The organism is Streptomyces sp. 3MP-14 (assembly GCF_006334905.2).
Lineage (GTDB): Bacteria > Actinomycetota > Actinomycetes > Streptomycetales > Streptomycetaceae > Streptomyces > Streptomyces triticirhizae.
This window is the reverse complement of sequence record NZ_VDLZ02000003.1, coordinates 245,183-268,554: the sequence shown is the minus strand read 5'-3', so window position 1 is coordinate 268,554 and position 23,372 is coordinate 245,183. Positions and strand designations below refer to the sequence as shown.

Here is a 23,372-nt window from a genome sequence, read left to right as displayed (position 1 = left end):
GACTCCCGACGAGCGAGACAGGCATCATGCAGCGATTCAGTGGCAGGACCGCCCTGGTCACCGGAGGGGCCCGAGGCATCGGCCGGATCATCACGACCCGACTGGCCGAACTCGGCGCCCATGTCATCGTCAACTGCTTCCACTCCTACGCGGCGGCCAAGGCGTTCCGCTCCGAACTCGCCGAGCGCGGCCTGTCGATCGAGATCGTCCGGGCCTCGGTGGGCCGCCGGGAGCAGGTGGCGCGGATGTTCGACGAGATCGGGCAGCGCCACGACCGGCTGGACTTCCTGGTGAACAACGCCGCCACCGGCAGCTTCAGCCGGGTCGCTGACACGACGGACGAGGCGTTCGACCGTTCCCTCGACGTCAACCTCAAGGGCGCGCTGTGGTGCGCCCAGCGGGCCGAGCCGCTGATGCGGGCGGCCGGCGGCGGGGCGATCGTCAACCTGTCCTCGCTCGGCGCCGGCCTGGCCGTCGGCAACTACGTCACGGTCGGCACGGCCAAGGCCGCCGTGGAGTCGCTCACCCGCTATCTCGCCGTGGAGTTCGCGGCGGGCAACATCCGGGTCAACACCGCCTCGGGCGGGCTGATCGAGGGCGAGGTCGCCAGCCTCTTCCCCAGCCCGGAGGAGATGGACCGGCAGGTCAGGCGGAACACCCCGCTGGGGCGGCTGGGGCGGCCCGAGGAGTTGGCCGACGTGGTGCTCTTCCTGCTGTCGGAGCAGGCGAGTTGGATCACCGGCCAGACCATCGTCGCCGACGGCGGCCTCTCGCTGGGCGGGGCGATGCTCACCCCGCCCAGCCACTGGCACCCCAGGAACGAGGAGCCGGGCAACGAGGAGCCAGGGAACGGGTACGAGCCGGCGCGCGAGACCAGGCCGCAGGCGCGCGAGACCGCACCGCGCGCCGCGCTGCGCGTCAACGAGCCGGCGCCCGCGCCCCAGGCGCCCGCGCCCCCGATAGCCGCGCCAGCCGGGACCGTCGCGCCCTCCGACGACGTGCTGGCCGCCGAGCGCGCCACCATCGCCGTCGTCGGCATGGGCCTGGTGGTGCCGGGCGCCAACAACCCGGACGAGTTCTGGCGGCTGCTCGCCGACGGGCCCGAACTCCTCGACGGCGACCGGCCCGACCGGTTCCGCAGCGAGGCGTTCTACTCGGCCGACAGCGACGCCGAGGACAAGACGTACCAGGTGCGCTCCGGCTATGTGGACGACTATGTCCCGCACCCGCGCCTCGCCGCCGAGCTGGGCGCGGACCGCAGGACCACCGACTACACCACCCAGTGGTTCCGGCACGCCGTCTACGAGGCCCTCGACGGGGTGCGGCTGCCGGCCGGCGACCGGCTGTCCTGCGTCATCGGCTACACCGCCGACGGCAACCAGCACCTGGAGGAGGTCCTGGTCACCGACAGCCTGCTGGAGGACCTGGACCGGGCCGGCGTCGCCGCCGGCTGGGACGCGGCCCGCCGCGCCCGGCTGCTCGGCGAGGCCAGGAGCGCGCTGGAGGACCACTACCCGCTGCACCGCGCCCCGTTGACCACCCTGCTCCCCTACCAGGTGGGCAACCGTTCCATCGCCGGCCTGCTGCCCGACGGCACCGAGACGCTGATGGTGGACACCGCCTGCTCCTCCGCGCTCTACGCCGTGGACATCGCGATCAAGGGCATCCTGGAGGGCCGGCACGACGCGGCGGTCTGCGGCGGCAGCTTCGCCGTCGGGCCGCGCAACGCGGTGCTCTTCGCCAAGCTGCACGGCCTGTCGGTCAGCGGCCGGCTGCGCCCGCTGGACCGGGACGCGGACGGCGTGCTGTTCTCCGACGGCGCCGCGGCCGTCACCCTCAAGCGCCTGGACCTGGCGCGCCGCGACGGCGACCGCGTGCTGGGCTATGTCTCCGCCATCGGCACCTCGTCCGACGGCAAGGGCAAGGCCATCTACGCCCCCAACACCGCCGGCCAGAAGCTCGCCATCGAGCGGGCCCTGGCCAAGGCGCCCGACCCGGAGCGCCGGCCCGACTGGGTGGTCGCGCACGCCACCGGCACGCCGGCCGGCGACCTGTGCGAGATCACCAGCATCCGGCAGACCATGGCCGGCACCACGCCGACCTATGTGACCTCCAACAAGTCCCTGATCGGGCACACCGGTTGGGCCGCCGGCGTGGTCTCGCTGATCCAGGTGCTCCAGAGCTTCGAGAAGAACACCATCCTGCCGCAGCACCACTTCGCGCGCAGCCCCGAGGCGTACGGCCTGGACGAGGCCGGGCTGCGGGTGCCGACCGAGCCGGTCGCCTGGCCGGCCGACCCGGAACGGGCCAGGGTCGCCTCGGTCTCCGGGTTCGGCTTCGGCGGCACCAACGCCCATCTGATGGTGCAGGACCGGCCGGCCGCCCAGCCGCTGCCGCCCTCGGCCGACGCCTCAGGCGCCCGGGCGCGCGACGAGGAGATCGTCGTCACCGCCTGGTCCGCACACGTGCCGGGCCTCGACGGCACGGACGCGATCCGCGCCTGGCTCGACGGAACGGGCCCCGCGCCGGCGACCACCTTCGGCGCCGCCTACGACTACGCCGGGATGGGCCTGCGGATGCCCCCGAAGGTGCTGCGCACCCTGGACCGCTGCCAGCTGATGGTGCTGCGCTGCGCCCAGGAGCTGAAGGAACTCTTCGGCGAGGCGCTGTGGGACCAACACCGCGCCAACACCGGCGTCTTCCTCGGGCACATGGGCCCGACCCGGCACGCCGTGCTCTACGGCAAGCGCTGCCACCTCGACAACGCGCTGACCGCGCTGGGCCGGCTGCCGGCCGACGTGGCGCTCGACGAACGGCTGACCGCCGCGCTCGGGGAGGCGGTCCGCGAGGGCGTCCAGCCGTCGAACGAGGACTCGTTCCCCGGGATCATGCCCAACGTCATCCCGGCCCGGGTCGCCAACTACTTCAACCTCAACGGGCCCAACCTCACCGTCGACCTGGGCTTCGGCTCCGCGCTCGGCTCCTTCGAGGTGGGCGCCCGCTATCTCCGCGCCCACGACGTGGACGTGGCGCTGGTCGGCGGCGTCAACGGCAACTCGACCGGGGTGATGACCCGGCTCGCCGCCGAGCTGCTGGGCGCGCCCGGGGTCCAACTCGCCGAGGGCGCCTTCATGTTCGCGCTGATGCGGCGCGCCACCGCCGAGGCCGCCGGGCTGCCGGTGCTGGCCACGCTCGGCCGGCTGACCAGGGACGCCACCCACGGCGGCCCGGGCACGTTCCCGGCCGGCGCCGCCCACCCGCGCCAGGACGCGCCGCGCTATCTGGGCGCGGACTCCGCCGTGGCGCTGCTCCGCGCGCTGCGCCGCGCCGAGACAGCCGGCGACGCCCGGGCCCGGGTCGTCGCCGGCGACGCGCCGGGCGAGCCCGAGCTGTCGCTCGAACTGCGCTTCGCCGAGGAGCCGGCCGCGCTCCCGGCACGGGACGAGGAGCCGGCGCGGACGGCGGGCGGCGAGGTCGACCTGGTGCGGCGCCATGTCTCGCACTGGGCGCCGACCGTCAACGACCGCGTCCGCCCGGCGGCCGAGGCGCTGCCGGCCGACGCCGTGGTGCTCACCGGAACCCCGGAGCTGCTGGGCGCGTTGGGCACCAGGCCCGACGACCCGCTGGTGCTCTCGACCGTGCCGACCGAGGGCGTGCGCCGGCGCGTGCTGGGCGAGATCACCCGCGCCTCGGTGCGCGCGGCGCTCGGCGACGCGGCGGACGACATCAGCCAGGTGCGGCTGTTGACCGACCTGTCCGGGCCGGCCGAGGCCGACGCCGCGCTGGACGCCGACCCCGAGCCCTACTTCCGGCTCCAGGACGCGCTCTTCCTCACCCTCCAGGTGTGCGAGCCGGCGCTGCGCGCCCGGCGCGGCACGGTGCTGGCCTCGTTCGCCCGCGCCTTCGACGAGCGGCGCTGGGTGGCGCACCCGTTCGCCGGCCTGTTCACCGGGCTGCTGAAGAGCGCCTCGCTCGAACTGTCCGGCCTGGTGGTCGCGGGCGTGCTCAGCACGGGTGACCAACTGCCGCAGCTGCTGGACGAGTTGGTCGACGAGTCGCGGGCCACCCAGCTGCTTCCGGTGACCGTGCGGGCCGGCGGGGTGCGGCACACCCTGGTCACCGAGGAGGCGCCGGCGCCAGGAGCCGGACCGCTGCCGCCGCTGACCGCCGACAGCGTGGTGGTGGCCACCGGCGGTGGCCGGGGCATCACCTCCGAGCTGCTGAAGGCGGTCGCCGAGCGCTACCGGCCGGTGATCTACGCCCTGGGCACCAAGCCGGTGGCCGAGTTGACCGAGCGGATCAACGGCTACGGCGGGCCCGAGGCGCTGCCCAGCCGGGTGACGTTCCTGCGCGAGGCGATGGCCGCCCAACCGGGCCGCCCGGTGCGGGAGATCTCCCGCGAGTACGAGCAGCTGTCCGGCGCCGCCGAGATCCTGCGCAACCTCGCCGCGATGGAGCGCCACTGCGGGCCGGGCCGGGTCCACTACCTGCGGGCCGACGTGCTCGACCCGGGGCAGCTGACCGCCGCCTTCGACCGGATCGAGCGCGAACGGGGCGCCATCGACCTGCTGATCCACGCCGCCGGCGTCAACCGGGCCGGGGCGCTGGCCACCAAGCCGCTGGAGCACTTCCGCGAGGTGCGCGCCATCAAGGCCGGCGGCTACCTCAACCTGCGGCGCGCGCTGCGCGGCCGGCTGCCGCGCACCTGGTGCAGCTTCGCCTCGCTGATCGGCCTGACCGGGCAGCTCGGCGAGACCGACTACGCCGCGAGCAACGACTTCCTGGGCACCGCCGCGCTGCACAACACGGTCGTCGGGCAGGGCGAGTTCGCCATCGGCTGGACGCTGTGGAAGGAGGTCGGGATGGCGTCGAGCGAGGTGCACCAGTCGTTCTTCAGCGACGGCGAGATGGCCAACGTCCTGACCCAGATGCCGACGGCCGAGGGCGTGCGGCACTTCCTCGCCGAGCTGGCGGCCGGCGAACGGGCGCCCGTCACCCACCACCTGGGCGACGTGGAGCGGGCCGCGATGGAGCAGATGATCCCGGGCTACTTCGCGCCCCGGCGCGCGCCGGGCGCGCCAAGTTCGCCGGCCGCGCCGGGCGCGGCGAATGCGCCGGGCGCGCCGGCCGGTCCCCGGGAGGGCGGCGGCGCGCGCGGCCGGTTCTATATCGACCGGGTCGTGCGCGAGGGCGACCGTTCCCTGACCGTGGAGCGCCAGTTCGACGAGCGGGACGGCTACCTTCGCGACCACACGGTGCGCGGGGTGCCGACGCTCCCCGGCTGCTTCGTGACCGAACTGGCCGCCGAGGCCGCCCTGGAGCTGGTGCCGGAGCTGACCGTGGTCGGCTTCCGCGACGTCACCTTCGACCACTTCCTGCGGCTGGGCGGCGCGACCGACCGCGCCCCCCGCCGGATCACCGCGACGCTCCAGCGCCGCGACGCGGGCCGGGCCGTGGTCGCCGTGCGCGTCACCGGCGACGTGCTCTCCCCGCAGGGCGTCGTCCTGGTCCGCGACAAGCAGCACTTCAGCGCGACCGTCGTGCTCGCCGACTCGCACCCGCCGGCGCCCACCTGGTCGCCCTGGCCGGCGGCCGAGGAGACGCCGATCATGGACCCGTACCACGCCGAGGGCGCCTCGGTGTACCTCGGGGGCGCGTTCGTCACCACCGCCGAAACCCGCCTCCACCCGCTGGGCAAGCGCGCCCGCTACACCGCGCCGGTCGGCCCCGGCACGGCCTACGAACGGTTCCTGGTGCCGGGCCTGATGCTCGACGGGATGGCCAGGCTGGCCGTCCTCGAACTGGTCCAGGGCCGCTACATCCCGGTCGCCGCGCCCAGCGGCATCCGCCGGATCGACCTCTATGTCCCGGACAACGACGTGGAGTTGGGGCAGCGCGGCGTTCCCATCGAGCTGTCGGCGACGCCGCGCGGGCTGCTGCTGGAGGGCTCGGGCCTGGCCAGCCGGTTCACCGCGACCCTGCCGGACGGGCGGATGCTGCTCCAGATGCAGGACGTCTCCGGCTTCGCGCTCGGCTACATCGACTCCCACACCGGCCGCCATGTGGACCGGGCCACCGTCGAGAACGCGGAAACCAACGCGAGCACCGCGGACGCCGCCGGCGCCACGCCAGAACCCCACCGGATCGGAGCGCTGCCGCTGTGACCACCACCTCGACGCCCCCGTCGCACGCCACCACCGCCGCCGAAGGGGCCCGCGTCGCGCCGGGCCCGCGCGGGACGCCCGGCTTCGGCTCGCTCGTCCCCTACCGCAGGGACCCCGCGCAGTTCCTGCTGCGGCTCCAGCGCGACCACGGCCAGCTCAGCCGGATGCGGATGGGCCCCTACACCGTTCACCTGGCCACCTCGCCCGACGCGGTGCGGCGGGTGCTGGTGGAGAACCAGGCCAACTATGTGCGGGGCAAGCTCTACGAGCAGTTCCGGCTGGTGATGGGCACCGGGCTGCTCACCTCCGACGGGCGCGCCTGGCGCGGCCACCGCAGGGCGGTGCAGCCGGCGTTCGCCCGCACCGCGATCGAGGCGATCGTGCCCAACGTGGTCGAGGCGACCAGCGAGATGCTGGCCCGCTGGGAGGCGGCCGAACGGGCCGGCGAACCCGTCGACCTGGTCGCCGAGATGATGCGGCTGACCCTGATCACGCTGAGCCGTTCCCTGTTCGGCTACGACATCAGCGCGCGCACCGCGCTGATGAAGGACGTCGTGGACGACAGCATCGAGGTGATGTTCCCGCACGGCTATGTCTCCGAGATGCTGCCCAGCTGGCTGCCGACCTCCCGCAACCGGCTGATCCGGAAGAACCGCCGGATCTACGACGAGGTGGTCGCCGACATCAGGGCCAACCACGCTGCGACCGGCGAGGGCGTGCTGGTGCGGCTCGCCGAGGAGGCCCGCGACCCGGAGACCGGCGAGCCGTGGAGCGACACCGAGATCCGCGACGAGCTGCTCACCATCTACCTCGCCGGCCACGAGACCACCGCCACCGCCGCCTGCTGGACCCTGCACTCGGTCGCCACCCACCGCTGGGTGCGGGAGGAGCTGGAGGGCGAACTGGCCAACGTGCTGGGCGGATCGACGCCGGATGTCGGGGAGTTGGCGACGCTGGACTACACCCGCATGGTGATCGAGGAGAGCCTCCGGCTCTACCCGCCGATCTGGCTCTACCCCAGGGACGCGGTCGAGGACGACACGCTCGACGGCTACCACATCCCGGGCGGCAGCTCGGTGCTGCTCTCCCCGCTGGTCTCGCACCGCAACCCGGAGGTGTGGGAGAACCCGGAGGAGTTCGACCCGTCGCGGTTCACGGCCGAGGCGGTGAAGGGCCGGCCCAGGATGGCGTACTTCCCGTTCGGCGGCGGCCCTCGGATGTGCATCGGCAACCTGATGGCGACGCTGGAGCTGAAGATCATCCTGGCGATGGTCTGCCAGCGGTTCCGGCTGGAGCCGGTCCCCGGCGAACTGCTGCGCTACGGCGACTCGTTGATCTCGCTGCGGCCGATGAGCGCGATGTGGGTGCGGCTGCGGTCCCGCGAGGGCGCCGACCATGGCTGAGGGCCCCGTGGCCGAGGCGCCGATCCTGCGGCACCTGCTGGGCCTCGCCCCGCTGCCGCCCGTTCCCACGCCGCCGGCCGACGCGCTGGCCGGCCGGCGGGTGCTGGTGCTCGGCGGCGACGCCAGGTTCCGAGGCTCGGTGCGGGCCGCCGTCGCCGAGCACGGCGGCCGGCCGGTCGACTGGGACGGGAACGCCGAGGCGCCCGCCGAGCCCGGCTCGATCGACGCCGTGATCGACGGCGGCATGGCGCCCGAAACGGCCGTCGCGCCCGGTAGTTGGCACGCGGCGCTCACCCGCACCGTCACCGCGCTGCGCGGCGTCTACGCCGACTGGGCGCGGGAGACCGACGCCCGGCGGCTGCACTACCTCGCGGTGACCTGGATGGGCGGCTCCATGGGCCTGCGGCCGGCCGCCGCCGCCCAGCCGCTGGGCGGGCTGTGGGCCGGGCTGGCCAAGACGCTGCCCCGCGAGTTCCCGGCCTGCGACATCCGGGTGCTCGACCTCGACCCGAAGCTCGCGCCGGGGCCGCCCGCCGTCGCCGAACTGCTCGGCGGGCGGCTCCTTGAGGTCGGCCACACCGCCGAGGGGCGGGTGGCGCTGCTGGCCCACGCCACCGAGATCGACGGCAAGCCGATCGATCTCGGCCCCGACGACACCCTGTTGATGACCGGCGGCGCCCGGGGCATCGGCTTCGAGTTCGCGCTGCACGCCGCGCTGCGCACCGGCTGCCGGGTGCTGGTCAGCGGCCGCGCCGCGCTCCCCGCCGAGCGGCCCGCCTGGCTGACGGCCACCGAGGCGGAGTTCGCGGAGGTGGAACGGCGCGCCTGGGCCGAACGCGACCCCGCCGAGCCGCTGCCCGCCGTGCGCCGCCGCATCGGCCGGATGACCCAACTCCGCGAGATCGCAGCCAACCTGGAGCGCGCCAGCGCCGCCGGCGCCGACATCGCCTACCACCCCTGCGAGGTCACCGACCCGGTGCGGGTGCGGGAACTGGTGGAACGGGCCGGCCCCGGGCTGACCGTGGTGGTGCACAACGCCGGCATCGACCTGCCGACCCGGCTGCCCGGCAAGACCGACGAACAGGTGCGGCGGGTCGTCGGCGTCAAGGTCGACGGCTTCCTGCACCTCGTCGAGGCGCTGGGCGAACGGCCGTTGAAGATGCTCTGCGCGGTGGGCTCGCTCACCGGCCGCTACGGCGGCATGACCGGGCAGCTCGACTACGCGGCGGCCAACGAGGGCCTGGCCAGGCTGGCGCTGCGCGCGGGCCACCAACTCCCCTACCCGGTCAAGTGCCTGGCGTGGCCGACCTGGGACGGCGTCGGGCTGATCACCAACCTGGACGCCGCCGCCCGCTATATGACGCCGATCAGCGTGGCCGACGGGGTGGACGCCTGGCTGACCGAGATCACCAGGGACGGCGACGGCGAGATCTGCTTCATGGGCGAGATCGGGCTGGTCGCGCCGCAGCACCTGCGGGGCATCGCGGTGCCGTCCGACTGGCGCGGGCGCACCGCGATGCTCAGCCGGCGCTTCTTCCTGGGCGAGGTCGTCACCTACGCGCCGACCGCGACCGTGGTCACCGAACACCGCCTCGACCCGGCGTGGGCGACATGCCTCTCCGAGGTCGCCGTGGACGGCGCGCCGGCGCTGCCGCTGTCGCTGGCGCTGGAGTTTCTGCGGGACGGCGCGGGCTGGCTGGTGCCGGGTGGCGAACCGGCCGTTCCCGTCGCACTGTTGGACATCGCGGTGCGGCCGGCGGCGCTGCGGCTGAACGGCGAGGCGCTGGACCTCGTCCGGGAGGCCCGGCTGGAGCCGGGCCCGGCCCAGGACCCGGCGTTCCCCGGCGCGACGCTGCGCGCCGCGCGGGTGCGGCTGGTGGCCGCCGGCGAGCTGGCGGCCGAAGCGACGGTCCTTCTGGCGACGGAGGCCGGCGGGCCCTGGGGGCCCACCGGCCCTGCGGGTGCGGGTGCGGGTGCGGGTGCCGCTGGCGCGGGTGCGGCGGGTGCGGCGGGTGCGGGTGCCGCTGGCGCGGGCGGCGCTGGCGCGGGTGCGGCGGGCGCGGGTGCCGCCGGCGCTGGCGCGGGTGCGGCGGGTGCGGCGGGTGCGGCCGGCGCGGCGGGGGCGGGTGCCGCTGGCGCGGGCGCGGCGGGCGCGGGCGGACGGCCGGAGGCTGCCGGCGCGGCGGGTGCGGCCGGGCGGCCGGAGGCCGCCGGCATGGCCGGCGCAGCCGGTGATCTCCGCGCAGCCGGCTCGGCCAGCGCGACGAGTGGGACCGGCGCAGCCGGCGCGATCGGCACCAACGTGCGTCCCGGCACGGCCGGAAGGCCCGGCGCGGGTGCGGCGGGCGCGGGCGGCGCTGGCGCGGGTGCGGCAGGTGCGGGTGCCGCTGGCGCGGCAGGTGCGGGCGAAGCCCATGATGCGGCCGGGCGGCCGGAGGCCGCCAGCATGGCCGGCGCAGCCGGTGAGCTCCGCGCAGCCGGCTCGGCCAGCGCGACGAGTGGGACCGGCGCAGCCGGCACGATCGGCACCAACGTACGCCCCGGCACGGATGAAAGGCCCGGCGCGGGCGGCGCGGCGGGAGTAGCCGACAGGGCCGGAGCCCATGGTGAGGCTCGTCCGGCCGGCACCAACGTGCGTCCCGGCATGGCCGGAAGCCCCGGCGCAGCCGGGCAGCCGAACGCCTCCGGCATGGCCGGCGCAGCCGGAGCCCCCGGTGCGGCACGCACCACCATGCACCCCGGCACGGCCGGCGAGCGCGGAGGGCCCTCTGGGCCCGGCCAACCCACCGGCGGGCCCGGCTCCGCCCCCACATACACCTGGTGGGGGCGGCTGTTGGCCGTCCACCCGTGGGAGGCCGTCGGGGCAGGCGGCTGGCGGGCGGAGGTGACGCCGGTGCGGGCGTCCGAGTGGTTCGCGATGGTCGACCCGCCGCAGCCCCTCCTCCCGGTCGCCGCGATCGAGGCCGCCGTCGCCTTCTCCCCGACCGTGCCCGGGGGCGAACCCGTGCCCGGGGGCGAACCCGCGCCCGGCGGCGAACCCGCGCCGGTGTGGCGCGCCGACCGGCTGACGCTGGCCGGCGACGGCGGCCACGAACCCACCGCGCTGTGGCTGCCCGCCCCCGACCGGGCCCGGTTCGTCGGCCGGGAGACCGACGCACCCGCAGCCGAACTCGTCGGCTTCCGCTGGGAGTTGCCCACCCCGTGAACGCCGCACCCGCACCGGGCGGCCCCGCCCCGATCGAGGTCTGGTGGGCCGCGCCCGGCGACGCCCCGCCGGGCGCCCGCGCGTTGCTCGCCCCCGACGAACTAGCCCGGCTCGACCGCTACCGGCGGCCCGAGCCGGCCCGTCGCTACCTGGCGGGGCGGGCCCTGCTGCGGCTGGTGCTGGGCCGACGGCTGGGCCTGCCGGCAGCCCGGGTGCCGCTCGACTCCACCTGCCCGGACTGCGGCGGCCCGCACGGCCGGCCCCGACTCCCCGCCGCCTTCGGCCCGTTGACCGCCACTGGCCCGTTGACCGCCTCTGGCCCGTTGACCGCCTCCGTCTCGCACGCCGGCGACCGGATCGGGATCGCCGTCGGCGACGGCCCGCTCGGCCTGGATGTCGCGGAGCCGGACCCGGGTCTCGACCTCTCGCCGGACGGCGGCCTGCTCGGCCGGGCGCTCGCCCCGGTTGAGGCGAAGCGCCTGCTCGCTCTGCCCCGGAGCGCGCGCCCCCGCGCGTTCGCCACGGTGTGGGCGCGCAAGGAGGCGGTGCTCAAGGCGTTGGGCGTCGGCCTGTCCCTGCCACCCTGGCAACTGGTCGTCGCGCCGGCCGACGAACCGGCGGAGATCCGTTCGATACCGCCCCAACTGGACGCACAGCTAGGGGAGTTGATGCTTCGAGACCTGCCGGAGGCTCACCCCGGCACCGGGCGCGCGAGCGCCCTCGCGCACCGGCGGCAGGACCCGCCCGCCGGCGTGCTGGCGCGCGACGGGGGCGCGTTGCTGGCCGCCGTCGACCGGACGAATCCGGCCAGGCCCCCGCAAGCGACGCACCGGGCACCCGGGCTTCACCCGAGCGACGTTGACTCTCCACAGGATGCGCCCATAGGCTGCTGACCCAAGTCGCCAGGCTTACTTCACACGGGGGAACGTGTTGGCCTGACAGCGTGCCTGACCAGCTCATTCCCGGGGACCTCAGGTCCCAGGACACCCTCCGGTCGGGCTCTCGCGATCTCCCACGTCCTGTCAGGGTGCCCCTGGGGCGCGGCTCAGCGCGCGCCGCCCAGGGCCGGCGATGCCCTGACGCGAACGGGGAATCCTTACGTGTCTGTTCTGGGGAACACCAACGGAGAACGCACCACACCGCACGACGCCCTGCCCATCGACGGCCGCGACGCACGCGACATCCGCGACACCCGCGACGCCCGCTCCGTGGAACACACCCTGCTCCAGGCGTCGGCGCTGATCGCCACCGCCGCCTCGGCCCGGCGGCGCCAACCCGCCAGGCCCACCGCGGTCCGCCACCTGTACCCCTCCCAACTGGCCGCCACCGCACGGCGGTTGATCGATCACGCGGAACACTTCGTGGTGGTCACCACCGCCGGCCGCCCGGAGTTGACGGCCGTGTTCGCGCCCGGGCTGCGGGCGCTGGAGGCGGCCCGGGCCCGGGGGGTACCGGCGCGCGTCCTGTTAGGCCCGCACGCGGTGCGCGCCTCCCGCGCGCGCCTGCTGCGCCTGTCCGCCGGCGGCTGCGAGATCCGCGTCGACGCCGGCGAACCACGGGAGATTCTGCTCATCGACGGCGCGCTCGCCCTGATCGTTCCCCCCGCCGAGGCCCCGGGTCAGCGCCCCACCCTGGTGCGTGACCCGTCGATGGTCGGCGTGACCTGCCAACTGCTGAAGGGCACCTGGAACACCGCCCGCCCGCTCCGCGAGTTCCACGGCGCCGTCGCCCGGCTGCGGGCCGAGCCAGCGCAGGGCGTGCTGAGCTGCCTGCGGGACGGCCTCACCGACGAGGCGGCGGCCCGCAGGATGCGGGTTTCGCTGCGCACCTACCGCCGGAAGGTCGCCCAGATCATGGAGGAGCTGGGCATCACCTCACGCTTCCAGGCCGGCCGCCGAGCGGCCGAGTTGGGCGTTCTGCCCGTCGACGACCTCTGACCCCGCCGAGGCGCGATGCGGCGCGGCTCGGCGCGGCTCGGCGCAGCGAGACGCAGCGAGACGCGACGCCGCACAGGGCGGGACAACGCCGCGACGGACGACAGACACCGCAGGGGATCGACACCGCCAGGGACTCGGAGCGTTCGGCGCACCGGGGGACGACCCAAGGGGACTGCCATGCGAACGAACCACCTCTCAACCGCCCATGCCGCCGGCCGCTCGACCGGTGCCGGGCCCGGGGCCGGCCCGGCCGTTCCCGGCGGCGACCCGGCCGCCGCCGACCCGGGCCACGGGGCCGACCGGGCACCCGAAACCCACGGAGCGCACGGAGCCCGCGAAACCCAAGGAGCCCAAGGAGCCCAAGAAACCCGAGGAGCCCTCGAAGTCCGCGAAAGCCGCGAAGCGGCCCTGCGGGCCGACGCGCCCGACGAGGCGGACGAGGTCGAGGACCTGGACTCGGCGCTGGCCGAGGTCAGAACCCTGCTGGACACCATCGTCAGCCGCCACCGCGACCTGCGCTCCGGCCAGGGCACCATCGTTCCCCTCGCCCCCGACGAGGCGGGCCTGGCCGGCCGGATCGACCGGCTCTGCGGGACGGCGCGGCGCAGCCTCGCGGCGGTGATCGCGCCCGAGGAGGAGCTTGGCGGGCTGATCGGGGACGCCCTGCACCGGGTCCAGTCACGCCCCGAAGGCGCGCCCCGCGTGCGGGTGTTGCACGCCGGCGCCGGCGCGCCGCGCGAGCGCGCGCTCCCGGACTCCTGGCGGCGGGTCGCCGTGCCGCCGATGCAGCTGCTGCTGGTCGACCGCGCCACCGCGCTGATCCAGGTGGAGTCGCCGCTGGGCCAGCACGCCGCGCAGGTCAGCGAGCCCACGCTGGTGGGCACCCTCCAGTCGCTCTTCGAGGGTCTGTGGCACCGCTCCTCGCCGCTGGCCTCGCTGGAGTTCGACGGCCGGGGCGGCTCGCGGCTGGCCCGCGCGGTGCTGCGCGCGTTGAACGAGGGCGTCACGGACGAGGCCGCCGCCCGCGAGCTGGGCATGTCGGTGCGGACCTACCGCCGCCACGTGGCCGAGATCATGGCGCGGCTCGGCGCGCGTTCCCGGTTCCAGGCCGGGGTGCTGGCCGCCGAGCTGGGCCTGCTCGGCCCGCACTCCCCCCGCTGACCCCGCGCCGCCGAAGGCGCCCCGCCGAACGCGCCCGGGTGGCCGGTTCTCGTCCCTTTCGTCACCCTGGGGTGAGGCGCGGGCCAGCTCAGGGCAAACCTGTGGTCACCCGGGACCGGCAGCGTCCCAGGCGAACCAACACCAGGAGGTGACAGGTGGGACGCGTGAGCGCACGGAGCGTGAGGGCGTGTGTCGTGGGCCTGGCCGCCGCGGCGGGCTGTGCCGCGCTGCTCGGCACGCCGGCGGCCGCCCAGCCCGCGACCGGCGGCACCGGGACGCACGAGCGGGGCGGGCCCGATGTGATCGCCCATCGGGGCTCGTCGGGGATGGCGCCGGAGAACACCGAGGCCGCGATCGAGCTGGCCATCGAGCAGAACGCCGACTATGTGGAGATCGACGTCCAACGCACCAGCGACGGGCGGCTGGTGAACTTCCACGACTGCACCCTGGAGCGGACCACCGACGTCGAGGAGGTCTTCCCCGGCCGGGACAGCTACCGCGTCTCGGACTTCACCTGGGACGAGCTGAGCCAACTGGACGCCGGCTCCTGGTTCCACGACTCCTACGCCGGCGAGCCGATCGTTCCGCTGCACCGGGTGTTCGCGCTGACCAGCGGCAGGACGAACGTGCTCGCCGAGATCAGCCCGTGCGAGCAGTACGAGGGGCTGGCGGCCGACCTGGCCGAGGCGCTGCTGGACCACCCGGGCGAGGCGGCGGCCAGGACCCGGGACGACCTGGCGGTGCAGTCGTTCGAGATCGACGACCTGCGGGAGTTCCACGCGCTGCTGCCCGACGTTCCCGTCGGCTTCCTGGACGCCGAGGTGCCGACCGGCGCCGAACTGGCCGACCTGGCCGGCTGGGCCGACCAGGTCAACCCGCAGTACACCGTCACCGACCAGGCGTTGGTCGACCGGCTCCACGACCTGGGTTACGAGGTCAACGTGTGGACGGTCGACGAGCCGGGCGCCATGCGGCGGATGGTCGACCTCGGCGTGGACGGCATCATCACCGACTACCCACAGTCGCTCACCCAGCCGTAGCGGGCGGGGTCAGCGGTGGGCCCGGCGCGCGGAGCGCGGCGAGCAGCCGGTCGGCCGGCAGCGCCGGGGCGGTGTGGCCGCCGAACCCGGTGGTGGTCACGGCGGCCAGCAGGGCGTTGAGCACGGACTCCTCCACCGCGTCGAGGACCGCCTCGAAGAGCGGGCCCAGCGCGGCGTCCGGCACCGGCGCGCCGCCGGCCGGGCGGGTGCCGAACGCCACGGCGTAGTCGCCGCTGCCGTGGCCGTAGGCCGCGCCGACCCGGGCCAGCGCGTACACGGCGCGGCGCGCCACCCGGGTCAACTGCCGGGCGTCGAGCGGGGCTTCGGTGGCGACCACGATCACACAGGAGCCGTGCTCGGCGGCCGGCGCCGGCCCGGCGGAGGCGCCCCGCGCCGGCTCGCCGCCCAGGCCGAGCGAGCCCGGCGTGACGGCGCGGCCGAGCACCCGCAGCGTGCCGCCGAAGTTGGCCTGGGTCAGCACGCCCACCGTGACCGGCCGGCCAGCCAGCGCCGGCCGGCGGGACGCGGTGCCGATGCCGGCCTTGAAGCCCAACGCGACCGTGCCGGTCCCGGCGCCCACGCAGCCCTCCGCCACCGGCCCACCGGCCGCGCCGTCCAGCGCGGCCCGCACATGCTCCTCGCGCACCGGCCGGGCGCGGATGTCGGACAGCAGGCCGTCGTTGCACTCGCCGACCACCGGGTTGAGGCTGCGCACGTCCTCGCAGCCGGGGCGCTCCAGCATCCAGCCGACCAGGGCGTCGGCGACGCGGAACGTGGACAGCGTCGAGGTGAGCAGCACCGGGGTCTCCAGCGTGCCGAGTTCGGCGAGCTGGGTGGTGCCGACGAGCTTGCCGTAGCCGTTGCCGGTGAAGACCCCCGCCGGCAGCGGCGTGTTCGGGCCGACGCCCTCGGGGACGACGGCGGTGACCCCGGTGTGCACGTCGGGCTCCCGGCGCACGGTGGTGTGGCCGACGCGCACGCCCGGTACGTCGGTGATCGCGTCGAGCGGCCCGGGGTCGAGGCCCCCGACGACCAGCCCGAGGTCACGGGCGCGGGGCCGGGGCCCGGGTCGGCGTTCCATGGCCCCGGAGCCTACGCCCCCGCGCGGGCGTGACCGTTCAGCCCGGCGACGTTCAGCCCAGCAACCCGGCGACCTCGTCCCGCAGTTGGGGCAGCATGTCGTGGAAGATCCCGGGGCACAGCGTGTTGCCGAAGTCCATGTGCCCGTAGATCTCGTAGGGGTCGATGCCGTACTGGTAGGCGGCGTGCGCGCAGAGCTGGACCAGCGCGTTCCACTGGGCGGCCGGCGGGGTGGCCCCGTCGTGGTAGGCGCCCTCGTTGGCTATCCCGATGCCGGCGTCGTTCTGGCCCGAGGTGTGGGCGCCCAGCACGAAGCTGCTGCCGCCGCGCAGCGTGGCCAGGCTGCGGTGCCGGCCCTCGGTGATGTAACCGCCCCGGCTGACCAGGAAGTTGTAGCCGGTGTCCACCCAGCCGTTGCCGTCCATGTGCAGGTCCTGGACCCACTGGCTGTGGGCGTGCGCCTGGGCGCGGGAGTAGTCGGTGGAGTTCTCGCTCACGGTGTGGTGCACGATGATCATGCTGGGCGTGTAGTTGAGCGTGGAGATCGAGCCGGCGGGCGAGCGGGCGCCCCAGGTGGCGGTGGAGTCGATGGGCGGTTCGGCCACCTGGGCCCGGGATGGTTCCGAGGACGAGGACGAGGACCGCTGGGCGGCGTGGGCGACGCCGGGAACGGCGGCGGCCGCGCCGATGCCGGCGGCGGCGGTGAAGAGCGTGCGACGTCCGACGGTGAAGTCACGTGCCATGGGGGGACTCCTTGGCTCTGCTGCGGGACGTGGGGGCGGGTGAGGGGAGGCCGTGATGTGCGGCGGGGCCGGCGGCGATGCCGGCCCCGCCGCAGGAGGGAGCGGACCAACAACCCCGTCAGGCGGTGTTGTTGGCCAGCGCCAGCAGCCGCTCCCTGGACCCGTTGAACTTGTTGCGGTCGACGTCACCTGAGACGCCGCCGACCCGCCCGGTGGCGGTGTACTGCCAGACCGTCCAGGTGGGGAAGCCGGCCGGGATGGTCGGGCTGCCCGTCGTCCAGTGCGCCACCCACAGCGGAGCCTTGGCGGACATCCCGGACCAGTTGCCGGTGCAGGTGTTCCACCAGCTCGCGGTCGTGTAGATCACGATGTCGCGCGTGGTCCGCGACTTGTAGGTGTTGTAGAAGTCGTTGATCCAGGTGCGCATCTGGCTCTGGCTCAGGCCGTAGCACATCGCGCCGTAGGGGTTGTGCTCGATGTCCAGCACGCCGGGGAGCGTGAGGTTGTCGCGTGACCAGGCGCCGCCGTTGGAGGCGAAGTAGTTGGCCTGGGTGGCGCCGTTGGACACGTTGGGGCGGGCGAAGTGGTAGGCGCCCCTGATCACGCCGGCGCCGTGCGCGGCCGGGTAGTTGGTGTTGAAGCGGGAGTCCTTGAAGCTGGTGCCCTCGGTGGCCTTCATCCAGGCGAACTGGATGCCGGCGCCGCGCACCGAGGTCCAGTTGATGGCGCCCTGCCAGTGCGAGACGTCGATGCCCTGGACGCCCGTGGTGTCCATCGGCGCGAGCGACAGCTCGGCGTCCTCCAGCGCCCGGCCCTCGTGGATCGCGGTTCCCGCGCCCATGAACGCCTCGCCCTCCGCCAACGTGCCGACGGCCGCCGGGATCTCACTCGGCCCGGCCGGGGTCTCGGCGGCGGAGGCCGCCGACGGCGTGGTCAGCAGCAGTCCGAACACGGCGGTGAAGACGCCGCCCACGGTGGACAGACGCCACCGCGCGCGGCGAGTGAGGGATCGTGAGAAGAGCATGACTGACTCCTGAGGCATCGAGGGGGATGGTACGGATCAGCTGCACTTGACGAGAGCACGTCAGATACCAGTTTACGCACGTAGACCCGGCCCACAGGAAGAGCCTCCGGCGCATCCCACCGGTCTGATCCAGTGAAAAACGCGCGTGCCTGCACCAACGCGCCCCCGAGTCAGGGAACTTTCACCGCCCCGCCACCGAGCGCCACCCCACCGTTACCATCCGCCCCGCGCCCGCCCCCGTGCACGCCCCGAACCCACCGCGCGTCAACTCCGTTGCGCCGTCCGGCAGATCAGCCCAACAGCTCCGGCGCAAGCCGCTCCAGCGCGTCCACCGCCGACGGCAGGTCGGCGGTCAACGGGTGCAGCAGCACATGGTCGGCCCCCGCCGCATGATGCTCCCTCAGCCGGGCGGCGACGGCCGCCGGTTCGCCGTGCGCCAGGATCGCGTCCACCAGCGCATCGCTGCCGCCGTCCGCCAGATCGGCCTCCCCGAAGCCCAGGCGGAGGTAGCTGCGGGAGTAGGCGTTCAGAACGCCCGACCGCCGCGCCTCCCCCATCCGCCGGATGGCCCGGATCGACTCCCTGGCCACCGAGGGCTCGCGCTCCAGCGTCAGCGCCTGGTGCGGCACCACCAGCGGCCCCGGCCCCAACGCCCGCCGCGCGAACGCGGTGTGCGCGACCGGCTGGAGGAACGGGTGCACCCCGTCGGCCCGTTCCGCCGCCAGCTCGTGCGCCCTGGGCCCGAGCGCGGCCAGCACCCGGGGCAGACGCGTCCCGGGCAGCGCGTGCGCGGCGGTCTCGTCCAACGCGTCGAGATACGCCCGGAGTTCGGTCAGCGGCCGGGGCCCGCTCGCGCCGCCCAGGCCGAGCACCAGCCGGTCGGGGTACGCCTCGGCTAGGGTGGCGGCGCCGGTCTGGGTCGCCTGCGGCCCCCGCGCCGTCACATTGGCGATCCCGCTGCCCACCACCAGCCGGTCGCCGGCCGCCAGCGCGACCGCGAGCAGGCTGAAGATCTCACGCCCGGCCGGCGGGTCGGCGGCCGGCGGCTCCCCGGTCCAGAACGACCCGTAGCCCAGCCCCTCGATCCGGCGCAGCTGCGCGCGGAGCACGGCCACCGGCGTCGCCAACAGGGTGGCCGGCGCGATCCACACGCCGAACGGGCCCAGCCGCAGCCGCGTCCGTTCCGCCGTCCACCACCGGTCGCCGGCGCCGTCGAACTGCGTGCCCGTCATGGCCGTTCGCCTCCGCCCGCCGCCCGAGGCGGCACCCGTAAGCGGAGCCAGCCTCCGCTTACCGACGGCCTATCCTACGAGCGGCAGCCTCCCCTGCCCAGACCGGGGAGCGGACGGAGGTGGAGGAGTGAGCCAGGGAACGACGCGCCCCCGCCGCGCGGACGCCCAACGCAACCGCGAACGGCTGCTCGCCGAGGCGCGCGCGACGTTCGCCGCCCACGGCACCGGCGCCTCGCTGGAACAGATCGCCGCCGCCGCAGGCGTGGGCATCGGCACCCTCTACCGCCACTTCCCCACCCGCCAGGACCTGTTGGAGGCGCTGCTCCGCGAACGCTTCGACACCCTGGCGGCGACCGGGCGGGCGCTGCTGGCCGACCGCCCGCCGAGGGAGGCGCTCACCGAGTGGACCCTCGCGTTCGTCACCGCGACCACCACCTTCCGCGGCCTGACCGGCGAGGTCTCCCAGCCGCTGCACGACGAGACCTCCCGACTCCACGCCTCCTGCGCCGCGATGCGCGAGATCGGCGTCGAACTCCTGCGCCGCGCCCAGGAGTCGGGGGCGGTGCGGGCCGAGGTGACGCCCACCGACTTCTTCCTGCTGATCTCCGCCGTCAGCTGGGCCCACGAACAGGGCCCGCCGGACGCGGCCGACCGCGTGCCCCGGCTGCTGGACCACCTCTTCACCGGCCTCGCCCGCTGAGGCCGTCTCGACCGGCTTGTCCGCCGCCCGCCAAGCCGCCTACCGTGCACCGGTGGACGATCACCCCCGCGCACCCCTGAACCGCGCACCCCTGGACCGCGCGCCCCTGGACCGCTCGCTCTTCGACCGCTCCTGGTCGGCGCTGCTCGCCGCCGTGGCCGAGACCCCGGACGAGGACTTCGCGCTGCCCTCGGGCTGCGCCGGCTGGCTGGTGCGGGACCTGGTGTGCCATCTGGTGATCGACGCCCAGGACGTCCTGATCACCCTGGCCACCCCGGCCGCCGGCGAGCCCACCGCCGACGCGGACAGCTACTGGAAACTCGTCGAACCCCCCACCGGCGACGACCCGCTCGACGCCCTGATCCCCCGGCTGGCCGCCGCCTACGGCGACCCCGGCCTGCTCAGGTTCCACCTCGACGACGTCGGCTCGGCCGCCGGCCGCGCCGCCGCGCTCGCCGACCCGGCCGCCCGCGTCGCCACCCAGGACATGGTGCTGACCGTCGGCGACTACCTCGGCGCCTATGTGCTGGAGTGGACCCTCCACCACCTCGACCTGACCGCCCACCGGCCGGCCGCCGCCCCGCCCCCGGCCGACGCCCTGGCCGCCGCGCGGGCCGCGCTGGAACGGATCGCGGGCGCCACGTTCCCCGCCTCGCTCCCCGACGCCGCAGCGCTGACCGTCGGCACGGGCCGCCGCCCGCCGACCGCGAGCGAACGGGCCGCCCTCGGCGAACCGCTCGCCGCCCGGCTCCCGTTCGTCCTCGGCTGAGCGTTCCACCTCGGTGGAGTGCTCCCCCTCGGCCTTCTCCGCACCAACTCGGTTGCCGGGGGCGCCCGATGTTTGGCGATGTCGCGCAGGCTCATCTCCTGGTCGCGTAGGTAAACACCCTTGAAACGCCGTTCGTTGATGCGACTCGGAGTCGGGGCCCGCTGGTCACTGCGGCCCAGTGGTGCCGTTCCGTGACGGCTGGGAGACCTTCCGGTTGGGGCCGCTCCGACGAGACAGCAATATATTCCTTGACACGAATATTCTCTGCGGGGAATACTCGTCGCCATGGACGCACTCCTCACCGCACTGGCCGACCCGGCCCGCTGGCGGCTCGTGAGCCTGCTCGCCGAGCGGCCCCGCCCGGTCGGTGTCCTCGCCGAGCTCGCCGAGGCGCGCCAGCCGCAGACGACCAAGCACCTGCAGACCCTTGAGCGCACGGGCGTCGTCACCTCCCAGCGCACCGGCCAGCGCCGCATCTACGCGCTCCGGCCCGGCCCCCTGCGGGACCTGGCGGCTGCGCTCGGCCGGCTCGCCGACACCGCGGAGCAGGCCGGGGGCCCGCGCGAGACCTACGACCGCTACGGGGCCAGCCTCCACGCGGAGCGGCTCGCCGCGGAGGAGCCGGGGTGGGCCGACGGCCGTTCGTTCAGCTTCCGCCGGTCGCTGACGGGGCACCCCGAGCTGGTGTGGCGCCACCTGACCGAGCCCTCCCTGCTCGCCCGATGGTGGACGCCCCACGACCTCCGCGTATCCGAGCTCGTCTTCGAGGCGCGAGAAGGCGGGCGGATCGTCCAGGAGTACCGCGATGTCGAGGACGCCGACGGCTCCGACCTGGTCGCCGGGCGCGCGGAGGGAGTCATCGACGACGTCCGCCCCGGTGAGCACCTCGCCTACCGGCTCTCCCCGCAGCTTCCCGACGGCGGCCTCGCCTTCACCGCCCACGTCGCCCTGGATCTGCGGCCCACCGGGACCGGCACGGACCTCGACGTCCACTGGCGGATCACCGACAGCACCATCGACTCCGCTGACTTCATCGCAGGCATCGAGATCGGCTTCGGCCAGAGCCTCGACACGCTCGCAGCGACCCTCGACGCAGACCCGCACGACACCGACAGCACCGACAGCACCAACACAAGGAGCACGCGATGACTGACCCGACCGCACGCAGGGTGACCGCGAACCTGAGCCTCTCCCTCGACGGGCGTTACCACGGTCCTGGCGGGCCCAGCGACTTCAGCATGTTCGCGCCGTATGTGACCTCCGAGGTCGCGCGGGGCCAACTCACCCGCATCTGGGAGGGCGCGACGACGGCGGTGCTCGGCCGGATCAACGCCGAGGGATTCCTGGGCTACTGGCCGACGGTCGCCGAGGACGAGAACGCCGATCCGCGCGACCGCGGATACGCGAAGTGGCTGGTGGACACGGAAAAGGTGGTCTTCTCGACCACACTGACCGAAGCGCCGTGGGAACACACCCGCGTGGTGAACGCCCCAGCGGCCGACGTCGTTGCCGAACTCAGGGCCACCGGCGAGGGCGACATCCTCGTCAACAGCTGCCCGAGTGTCATCAAGCCGCTCCTTGCGGCAGATCTGCTCGACCGGCTGTACCTCATGATCTTCCCCGAGATCGCCGGGGACGGGCAGCGGCTGTTCGACGACGGCCTGCCGGCTTCGAAGTGGAAGCTCACCCACCAGGAGACCGGCGAGCTGGGCGAGATCGCCATGGTCTACGACCGGGTCCGCTGAGCCGGCCGCCCAAGGCATCGAGGTCAGCGGACGCGGCTCCCACGGCGCGTGCGCCAGACCGGCCCACCCTCGCGGCCGCCTCCGCCTCCGTGGCCTGTCCCCAGCCGACATCCACGGTCCAACAACACCCGGAACCAGCGCAGCGGGTCGTGCGCGTGACTCCGACACGTCAACGGGCTCACATCCCCCAGCAGACGGCCCCGGAGACAGCCGCTGACCGGCTCGACCTCACGCCCCGCACCATCCACCACCAGCGACGACAACGACACCGACGCGCCAGCAGCAACCGCACCGATCCTCGACGGCCGTACACGGCCGTACATCAGATCTCGATGTCCACGGGAGAACTCACGCGACAACGACATGCCCGGATGTTCCTGACGCGCCGCCACCGAGTAGAGCCGTGACCTGAGTTCGTGTGGCCAACTGACCGAGTGCTCGTCCTCGGCCGGGCGGCCCACCGGCGCGGCGGGTCAGTCGTCGATGCTCCAGGGCATCGCGATGCCGAACTTCCACAGGTAGATCGACAGCAGCACGCCGCAGATGACGAGGGCGATCGTGGTGAGCACGAGGTTGCGCCGGCGCACCCGTGGGTCGAGGGCCCGCTGCGCCGCCTCGGTGACCTTCCGCCTGGTCCAGCGCAGCACCAGCTGAGCCCAGACGAACTCGGTGCCCCAGATCGCCATCCCGGCGAATATCACCAGCCAGCCGGGCCCCGGCAGCGGCAGCAGGATCACGCCGGTCACCACGACCACCAGGCCGACGACGAACACGCCGACCTGCCAACCGACATGCAGGGTGCGGCGACTCCTGACGAACGCCGGCGCCCGGGAGCCCAACGGTCGCCCGCCCGCGTCCACCTTCTCCAGTTCGGGCAGTGCGTCCGCCGGAGCCCCGGCCGGAACCGCGCCCTGAGCGTCGACCGGAACCCCGGCGGGGACGCCCCCGGCCACCCCCGGGACGGCACCACCCGGCCGGGGCCCCTCACCGTGACTCTGCGTATCCATGTGGGTCATCGCGTAGGGCAACTCCTCGATAGCGACCAGCGACACCGTCCACCCGACGGCATCGCTCCGTGACGGCGGACGCACGGGTGGAGACCAACGCCCCCCTCCCTCCCGCTCAGACGCCCGTCCGCCACAGAAGGTTGCCACATCGGACGGAAGCCG

General features: G+C 74.6%; 16 protein-coding genes. 11 read left to right on the top strand and 5 right to left on the bottom strand.

The window, feature by feature from the left end; translation table 11 throughout:
• The first annotated feature begins 26 nt into the window (after window positions 1-26).
• The 7 genes from FH609_RS05725 (at window position 27) to FH609_RS05695 (ending at window position 14,910) form a co-directional block, all read left to right on the top strand.
• The gene (locus FH609_RS05725; RefSeq protein WP_139666081.1) at window positions 27-6,164 is read left to right on the top strand and encodes an SDR family oxidoreductase; all 6,138 of its coding nucleotides are present in this window, start codon (window positions 27-29) and stop codon (window positions 6,162-6,164) included.
• Entirely contained in the window at window positions 6,161-7,567 is a 1,407-nt protein-coding gene (locus tag FH609_RS05720; protein WP_139666080.1) for a cytochrome P450, read from the top strand. Before FH609_RS05725 ends, FH609_RS05720 begins: the two co-directional genes overlap by 4 nt.
• Window positions 7,560-10,772, top strand: a complete 3,213-nt coding sequence (locus FH609_RS05715; RefSeq protein WP_139666079.1) for a KR domain-containing protein — start codon at window positions 7,560-7,562, stop codon at window positions 10,770-10,772. Before FH609_RS05720 ends, FH609_RS05715 begins: the two co-directional genes overlap by 8 nt.
• A complete protein-coding gene (locus FH609_RS05710; protein WP_139666078.1) occupies window positions 10,769-11,665 on the top strand; it encodes a 4'-phosphopantetheinyl transferase family protein in 897 nt (298 codons plus the stop codon). The genes FH609_RS05715 and FH609_RS05710 overlap by 4 nt, the downstream gene beginning before the upstream one ends.
• 207 nt (window positions 11,666-11,872) lie before the next feature.
• Window positions 11,873-12,709 carry a hypothetical protein gene (locus tag FH609_RS05705; protein ID WP_139666077.1) on the top strand — a complete coding sequence of 279 codons (837 nt, stop codon included), beginning with the start codon at window positions 11,873-11,875 and terminating at the stop codon, window positions 12,707-12,709.
• A gap of 177 nt (window positions 12,710-12,886) precedes the next feature.
• Window positions 12,887-13,870 carry a helix-turn-helix transcriptional regulator gene (locus FH609_RS05700; RefSeq protein WP_193317778.1) on the top strand — a complete coding sequence of 328 codons (984 nt, stop codon included), beginning with the start codon at window positions 12,887-12,889 and terminating at the stop codon, window positions 13,868-13,870.
• A gap of 164 nt (window positions 13,871-14,034) precedes the next feature.
• Window positions 14,035-14,910 (top strand): glycerophosphodiester phosphodiesterase, encoded by an 876-nt coding sequence (locus FH609_RS05695; protein WP_226961425.1) that lies wholly within the window; start codon window positions 14,035-14,037, stop codon window positions 14,908-14,910.
• On the opposite strand, the gene FH609_RS05690 is transcribed toward FH609_RS05695, so the two are convergent.
• The 4 genes from FH609_RS05690 to FH609_RS05670 form a co-directional block, all read right to left on the bottom strand.
• Entirely contained in the window at window positions 14,897-15,991 is a 1,095-nt protein-coding gene (locus tag FH609_RS05690) for a P1 family peptidase (protein WP_139666074.1), read from the bottom strand. The genes FH609_RS05695 and FH609_RS05690 overlap by 14 nt on opposite strands.
• A 52-nt stretch (window positions 15,992-16,043) precedes the next feature.
• A complete protein-coding gene (locus FH609_RS05685; RefSeq protein WP_139666073.1) occupies window positions 16,044-16,733 on the bottom strand; it encodes a peptidoglycan recognition family protein in 690 nt (229 codons plus the stop codon).
• A 118-nt stretch (window positions 16,734-16,851) separates the two neighbouring features.
• A complete protein-coding gene (locus FH609_RS05680) occupies window positions 16,852-17,757 on the bottom strand; it encodes a lysozyme (RefSeq protein WP_139666072.1) in 906 nt (301 codons plus the stop codon).
• Between the two features lie 290 nt (window positions 17,758-18,047).
• Window positions 18,048-18,989, bottom strand: a complete 942-nt coding sequence (locus FH609_RS05670) for a TIGR03620 family F420-dependent LLM class oxidoreductase (protein ID WP_139666071.1) — start codon at window positions 18,987-18,989, stop codon at window positions 18,048-18,050.
• Window positions 18,990-19,116: 127 nt separating this feature from the next.
• Here FH609_RS05670 and FH609_RS05665 point away from each other — a divergent pair, with 127 nt between their 5' ends.
• The 4 genes from FH609_RS05665 to FH609_RS05650 all read left to right on the top strand — a co-directional run bounded on the left by FH609_RS05665 (window position 19,117) and on the right by FH609_RS05650 (window position 22,203).
• Entirely contained in the window at window positions 19,117-19,689 is a 573-nt protein-coding gene (locus FH609_RS05665; RefSeq protein ID WP_226961424.1) for a TetR/AcrR family transcriptional regulator, read from the top strand.
• Between the two features lie 106 nt (window positions 19,690-19,795).
• Window positions 19,796-20,458 carry a maleylpyruvate isomerase N-terminal domain-containing protein gene (locus FH609_RS05660; protein WP_139666263.1) on the top strand — a complete coding sequence of 221 codons (663 nt, stop codon included), beginning with the start codon at window positions 19,796-19,798 and terminating at the stop codon, window positions 20,456-20,458.
• A gap of 285 nt (window positions 20,459-20,743) precedes the next feature.
• Window positions 20,744-21,607 carry a metalloregulator ArsR/SmtB family transcription factor gene (locus tag FH609_RS05655; RefSeq protein ID WP_139666069.1) on the top strand — a complete coding sequence of 288 codons (864 nt, stop codon included), beginning with the start codon at window positions 20,744-20,746 and terminating at the stop codon, window positions 21,605-21,607.
• Window positions 21,604-22,203 (top strand): dihydrofolate reductase family protein, encoded by a 600-nt coding sequence (locus tag FH609_RS05650; protein ID WP_139666068.1) that lies wholly within the window; start codon window positions 21,604-21,606, stop codon window positions 22,201-22,203. Before FH609_RS05655 ends, FH609_RS05650 begins: the two co-directional genes overlap by 4 nt.
• A 473-nt stretch (window positions 22,204-22,676) precedes the next feature.
• Here FH609_RS05650 and FH609_RS05640 read toward each other — a convergent pair whose 3' ends face one another.
• Window positions 22,677-23,210: a TIGR02611 family protein gene (locus tag FH609_RS05640; protein ID WP_139666262.1), complete on the bottom strand. Its 534-nt coding sequence runs from the start codon at window positions 23,208-23,210 to the stop codon at window positions 22,677-22,679.
• Window positions 23,211-23,372 lie beyond the last annotated feature (162 nt).

Excerpts from the sequence above, each read along its gene's own strand:
- FH609_RS05725 (WP_139666081.1), top strand. The coding sequence starts at position 27 with ATGCAGCGATTCAGTGGCAGGACCGCCCTGGTCACCGGAGGGGCCCGA.
- FH609_RS05715 (WP_139666079.1), top strand. The coding sequence starts at position 7,560 with ATGGCTGAGGGCCCCGTGGCCGAGGCGCCGATCCTGCGGCACCTGCTG.
- FH609_RS05700 (WP_193317778.1), top strand. The coding sequence starts at position 12,887 with ATGCGAACGAACCACCTCTCAACCGCCCATGCCGCCGGCCGCTCGACC.
- FH609_RS05690 (WP_139666074.1), bottom strand. The coding sequence starts at position 15,991 with ATGGAACGCCGACCCGGGCCCCGGCCCCGCGCCCGTGACCTCGGGCTG.
- FH609_RS05685 (WP_139666073.1), bottom strand. The coding sequence starts at position 16,733 with ATGGCACGTGACTTCACCGTCGGACGTCGCACGCTCTTCACCGCCGCC.
- FH609_RS05680 (WP_139666072.1), bottom strand. The coding sequence starts at position 17,757 with ATGCTCTTCTCACGATCCCTCACTCGCCGCGCGCGGTGGCGTCTGTCC.
- FH609_RS05670 (WP_139666071.1), bottom strand. The coding sequence starts at position 18,989 with ATGACGGGCACGCAGTTCGACGGCGCCGGCGACCGGTGGTGGACGGCG.
- FH609_RS05655 (WP_139666069.1), top strand. The coding sequence starts at position 20,744 with ATGGACGCACTCCTCACCGCACTGGCCGACCCGGCCCGCTGGCGGCTC.
- FH609_RS05650 (WP_139666068.1), top strand. The coding sequence starts at position 21,604 with ATGACTGACCCGACCGCACGCAGGGTGACCGCGAACCTGAGCCTCTCC.
- FH609_RS05640 (WP_139666262.1), bottom strand. The coding sequence starts at position 23,210 with ATGGATACGCAGAGTCACGGTGAGGGGCCCCGGCCGGGTGGTGCCGTC.